Raw genomic sequence first — 4,396 nt, forward strand, 5'->3', positions numbered from 1 at the left:
TTGCTGGTCTTGATCAACGCGGCCGCCTGCCTGATCAGATCGGGATCAGGCAGCGGCGCGGGCAGCGGCTCCAGCACCTGGGCGGCCGCGACGTCGGCGCGCTGGGTGAAGATATCCCAGGGCATCTCGACCGAGACAGGGCCGCGCCGCCCGGAGGTCATCTCCTGGAAGGCACGCGCCACGGTGGTCGGCGCGTTGCCCGGCGTTTCGATCCGGTCCGCCCATTTCACATAAGTGCGCAGGGTCGCGAGCTGGTCCGGCATCTCGTGCAGATGGCCGCGGCCTTTGCCCAAAAACTGCGTCGGCACCTGGCCGGTGACGCAGAGCACCGGCTCGTTGCAGCCGTAGGCGGTGAGCAGCGCCGCGCTGGCGTTGAGCACGCCGGGGCCGGGCACCACGCTGAACACGCCGGGCCTGCCGCTGGCGCGCGCATAGCCGAACGCCATGTAGCCGCAGGCCTGCTCGTGCCGCGCGCCGATCACCTTGAGCTGCGCCTGATGGAAGGCGTCGAACAGGCCGTAGATTTGCGCGCCGGGCAGGCCGAACACGGTGTCGACGCCATGGGCGACAAGGCCGCTTACGATCGCTTCGCCGCCGGTGAGGGTGGTCATTGCATCATTCCATTCGTTTCGTTGTCAGGCTTCGTCGACGACGCCGTTACGCAAGCGGCCGATGCCTTCGGCTTCGACCTCGACGACRTCGCCCGSYTTCAGMYAGCGCGGCGGATCGAATCGCGCGCCSGCSCCGGTCGGCGTGCCCGTGACGATGACGTCGCCGGGAACGAGCGTTGCGAAGGTCGAGATGTAGCTGATGAGGTRGCGGAACGGAAACATCAGCCGGCTGGTACGGTCATCCTGCCTGAGCTCGCCGTTGACGTGCGTGGTGAGCCTGATGTCGGCGACCTGGGATTCCTGCGTGTAGGGCACCAGCCACGGGCCGAGGCTGCCGCTGGAATCGAAATTCTTGCCCTGCGTGACGTTGAACTTGGCGTGGCGCAGCCAGTCGCGTACCGAGCCTTCGTTGCAGAGCGTGAGGGCGGCGATGTGGTCGAGCGCGGTGCTTTCCGGAATGTGCCGGCCGGCCTTGCCGATGACCAGCACGATCTCGCCTTCATAATCGAGCTGCGCGGAGGCACGCGGGCGCACCAGCGGCGTATCATGGCCCACGAACGAGCGGGGCGAGCGCATGAACATGCTCGGATATTTCGGCGCGTCCTGGCCGTCCTTGTACTCGGCGTTGCGGTCGGGATAGTTGACGCCGATGCAGATGATCTTTTCCGGCGCCGGCACCGGCGGCAGAAAGGTGATGTCACCGATCGCATGATCCGGCGCGCGGCCGGCTGCTTCCTCGGCGAGGTTCACGAGCTTGCCGGCTGCGATCACCTCGCGCAGCGTCGGATAATCCTTGGCGTGGCGCGCGGAGAGATCGACGACGCCGCCGTCCACGACGGCGCCGTAGCGGGTTTCACCTTTGACGGAGTAGGTGGCGAGGCGAGGGAGCTTCATAGGCAACTCTTCATTCCCTGTCGTCCCGGCGAAGGCCGGGACCCATATCGCGTGATTTATCAATAGCGCGCGATGACAATCCCGAACGACCAGTCTTCGCCAAACCATTCCCTGTGGTTATGGGTCCCGGCTTTCGCCGGGACGACCGGGAGAGAGATTTCGAAACTCGCTAACATCAATCCGCCACCAGCACGTCGGCAACGAATTTCGGCTCGCGCACGGTCTGGCCCGTGAAGGGCGAGCCCTGCTCGAACCAGGAGCGCGGGGCCGGTGCGCCCCACAGCGTCTGGCGGCGCGGATCGCGCAGCGACCAGCGCAACGGCTCGTGGTCGTGATCCCCGGTGAAATAGTCGCTGGTGTAGAGCTCGAGGCGGTGTCCATCAGGGTCGCGGACATAGAGGAAGAACGCATTCGAGATGCCATGGCGTCCGGGGCCGCGTTCGATGTTCTTCACGAAACCTTGGGAGGCCATCACGTCGCAGAGATGGATGATGTTCATCGCCGTCGGCGTCCAGTAGGCGAAGTGGTGCAGGCGAGGGCCCTTGCCATTGGTGATGGCGAAGTCGTGGACGTTGCCCTTGCGATGCATCCAGGCGGCAGCAATGCGCCCGTTCGGCCCATCCTCCTCTGCGTATTCGGTGAGGCGGAAGCCGAGCCGCGCGTAGAAATCGACGGTGTCCTGCACCTCGGCGGCGAAGACGTTGAAATGATCGAGCCGCTGCGGGTGGCAGCCCCGGTAGAGGTCGTAGCGGCGAAGCAGATGCGGCCGGCGGTCCATCGACGCATAGAGCTCGATCTGGAAGCCGAAGGGATCGGTGAATTGCAGCGTGCGGCCCTGGAAGGGCTGATCGACGAAGGCGTAGGCGAGGCCGTTCTCGGAGAGGAAGGCGGCAGCCTTGTCGAGGTCCTTGTCGTTGCCGACCTTGAAGCCGAGCCGGGCGCAGGCGGGAGCAGCCGCCTTCCGCAGCACCAGCGAGTGATGCTGGTGCTCTTCGGCGGCGCGCAAATACACGACCTTGTCGTCGGCATCCTCGACATGCAGGCCGACGGTGGTCTCGTAGAACGCGCGGCTGAGGTTCAGATCGGTCACGTCGAGCACGACGTGGCTCGAACGGATGATGTTGAAGGGCGGCTCGAAGACGTGTTGCGGTACCGGCATTGGCGTTTCCCCTCTCGGCTCGTCATCCCGGGATGGCCCGAAGGGCCAGGCGGGATCCATACTCCGGACTGGTGGTTATGGATTCCGGGCTCGCGACTTTGTCGCGCCCCGGAATGACACTGTCCCTAAATTCCCAGTTTCTGAATCTTGTGCGTGCCCCGCGCCAGCGAGACGTGCTTGGTTTCCATGTAGAAGTCGAAAGAGTAGTCGCCGCCGTCGCGGCCGATGCCTGAGGCCTTCATGCCGCCGAACGGCGTCGGCAGATGGCGAACGTTCTCCGAGTTCAGCCAGATCATGCCGGCTTCCAGCGCGTCGGCGACGCGCAGCGCCCGACCGACGTCGTTGGTCCAGACATAGCCGGTCAGGCCATAGCGGATGTCGTTGGCGATCTCGACAGCRTCTTTCTCGTCGCGGAAAGGCAGGACGGTGAGGAACGGCCCAAACACTTCTTCCTGCGCGACTCGCATCTTGCCGTTCGCACCGGTCACGAGCGTCGGTTCGACATAATGTCCGCCGCCGGGTCCGTCATAGGCCTTGCCGCCGACCGCGATCGTCGCACCGTCCTTCCGCGCGACGTCGAAATAGGAGCATACCTTGGCGAGATGCCGCTCGTGGATCAGCGGCCCGATTTCAGTCGCGGGATCGAGGGGATGGCCGACCTTCAGCGCCTTCACGCGCGCGGTCAGCTTCTCGACGAATTTCTCCGCGATGCTCGCCTGGATCAGCAGGCGGCTCGACGACGTGCAGCGCTCGCCATTGAGCGAGTAGATCATGAACACGACGGCATCGAGCGCGCGGTCGAGATCGGCATCGTCGAACACGATCACCGGGTTCTTGCCGCCGAGCTCGAAATGCACGCGCTTCAAGGTCGGCGCGCCCTGAATCATGATGGCCGAGCCTGTCGTGCTCTCGCCGACGAAGCCGATCGCCTTGATCGCGGGATGCTCGGTCAGCGCCTTGCCGGCCTCTTCGCCGAAGCCGTGCACGGTGTTGAGCACGCCGTCGGGAACGCCGGCTTCCTTGACGAGCTTCGCCAAGATAGCCGCCGTCACCGGCGACCATTCGGCCGGCTTGTGCACGACGGTGCAGCCGGCGGCCAGCGCCGGTGCGATCTTCCAGGTCGAGAGCATGAACGGCGTGTTCCACGGCGTGATCACCCCGACCGGGCCGATCGGCACGCGCGTCGAGATATTCCAGTGCTCGTCGCTCGGCGTGCTGAGGCCGTCGCGCGCCTCCGCGCATTTGTCGGCGAAGAAACGAAAATTCTCGGCGGCGCGGACCGCGGCCTTCGCCATGAAGCGATAGGCCTGCCCGGTGTCGATGCATTCCAGCACGGCGATGTCGTCGGCATTGTCCTCGATGGCATCAGCCACGCGATGCAGCAGCTTCTTCCGCATCGCGGGGCCCATGTCGCGCCACGACTTGAAGGCCAGCGCAGCAGCGGTCGCCGCGCGATCGATATCCTCGGCATTGCCGCGCGCAACGCTCGCGAGCACAGCGCCATCGACCGGCGACTTGGTCTCAAAGGTCTCGCCTGAAATCGAGGGGGCGATCTTGCCATCGATCATGTGGCCGATGCCCTCGGCGCGCAGCGTCTTCAAGAGCGGCGCGACGCGGTCGCGGTTGGCCTGGAACACATCGGCCTTCGGGGTGGGCTTATCCATGGGCGGCCTCCACTTTCAGGGCGTCGTGGATGTTGTTGCGCTTCCAGCTGGTGTCCTTGTCGTTGATC

4 protein-coding genes and 1 pseudogene are annotated in these 4,396 nt (G+C 65.2%); all 5 read right to left on the reverse strand.

The window, feature by feature from the left end:
* Positions 1 to 611, reverse strand: a 611-nt coding sequence (locus AC1D00_RS28925; RefSeq protein ID WP_477013013.1) for a thiamine pyrophosphate-binding protein, incomplete at its 3' end; no start/stop codon positions are given.
* A gap of 24 nt (positions 612 to 635) precedes the next feature.
* Positions 636 to 1,505: a fumarylacetoacetate hydrolase family protein gene (locus AC1D00_RS28930; protein ID WP_477013014.1), complete on the reverse strand. Its 870-nt coding sequence runs from the start codon at positions 1,503 to 1,505 to the stop codon at positions 636 to 638.
* A gap of 175 nt (positions 1,506 to 1,680) precedes the next feature.
* A complete protein-coding gene (gene hpaD / locus AC1D00_RS28935) occupies positions 1,681 to 2,664 on the reverse strand; it encodes a 3,4-dihydroxyphenylacetate 2,3-dioxygenase (RefSeq protein ID WP_477013015.1) in 984 nt (327 codons plus the stop codon).
* 125 nt (positions 2,665 to 2,789) lie between these two features.
* The gene (gene hpaE / locus AC1D00_RS28940; protein WP_477013016.1) at positions 2,790 to 4,328 is read right to left on the reverse strand and encodes a 5-carboxymethyl-2-hydroxymuconate semialdehyde dehydrogenase; all 1,539 of its coding nucleotides are present in this window, start codon (positions 4,326 to 4,328) and stop codon (positions 2,790 to 2,792) included.
* Positions 4,321 to 4,396 (reverse strand): annotated as a pseudogene (locus tag AC1D00_RS28945) (5-carboxymethyl-2-hydroxymuconate isomerase); the annotation flags it as partial. The gene hpaE and the pseudogene AC1D00_RS28945, both read right to left, overlap by 8 nt.

The organism is Bradyrhizobium sp. P2_E8, assembly GCF_056403875.1.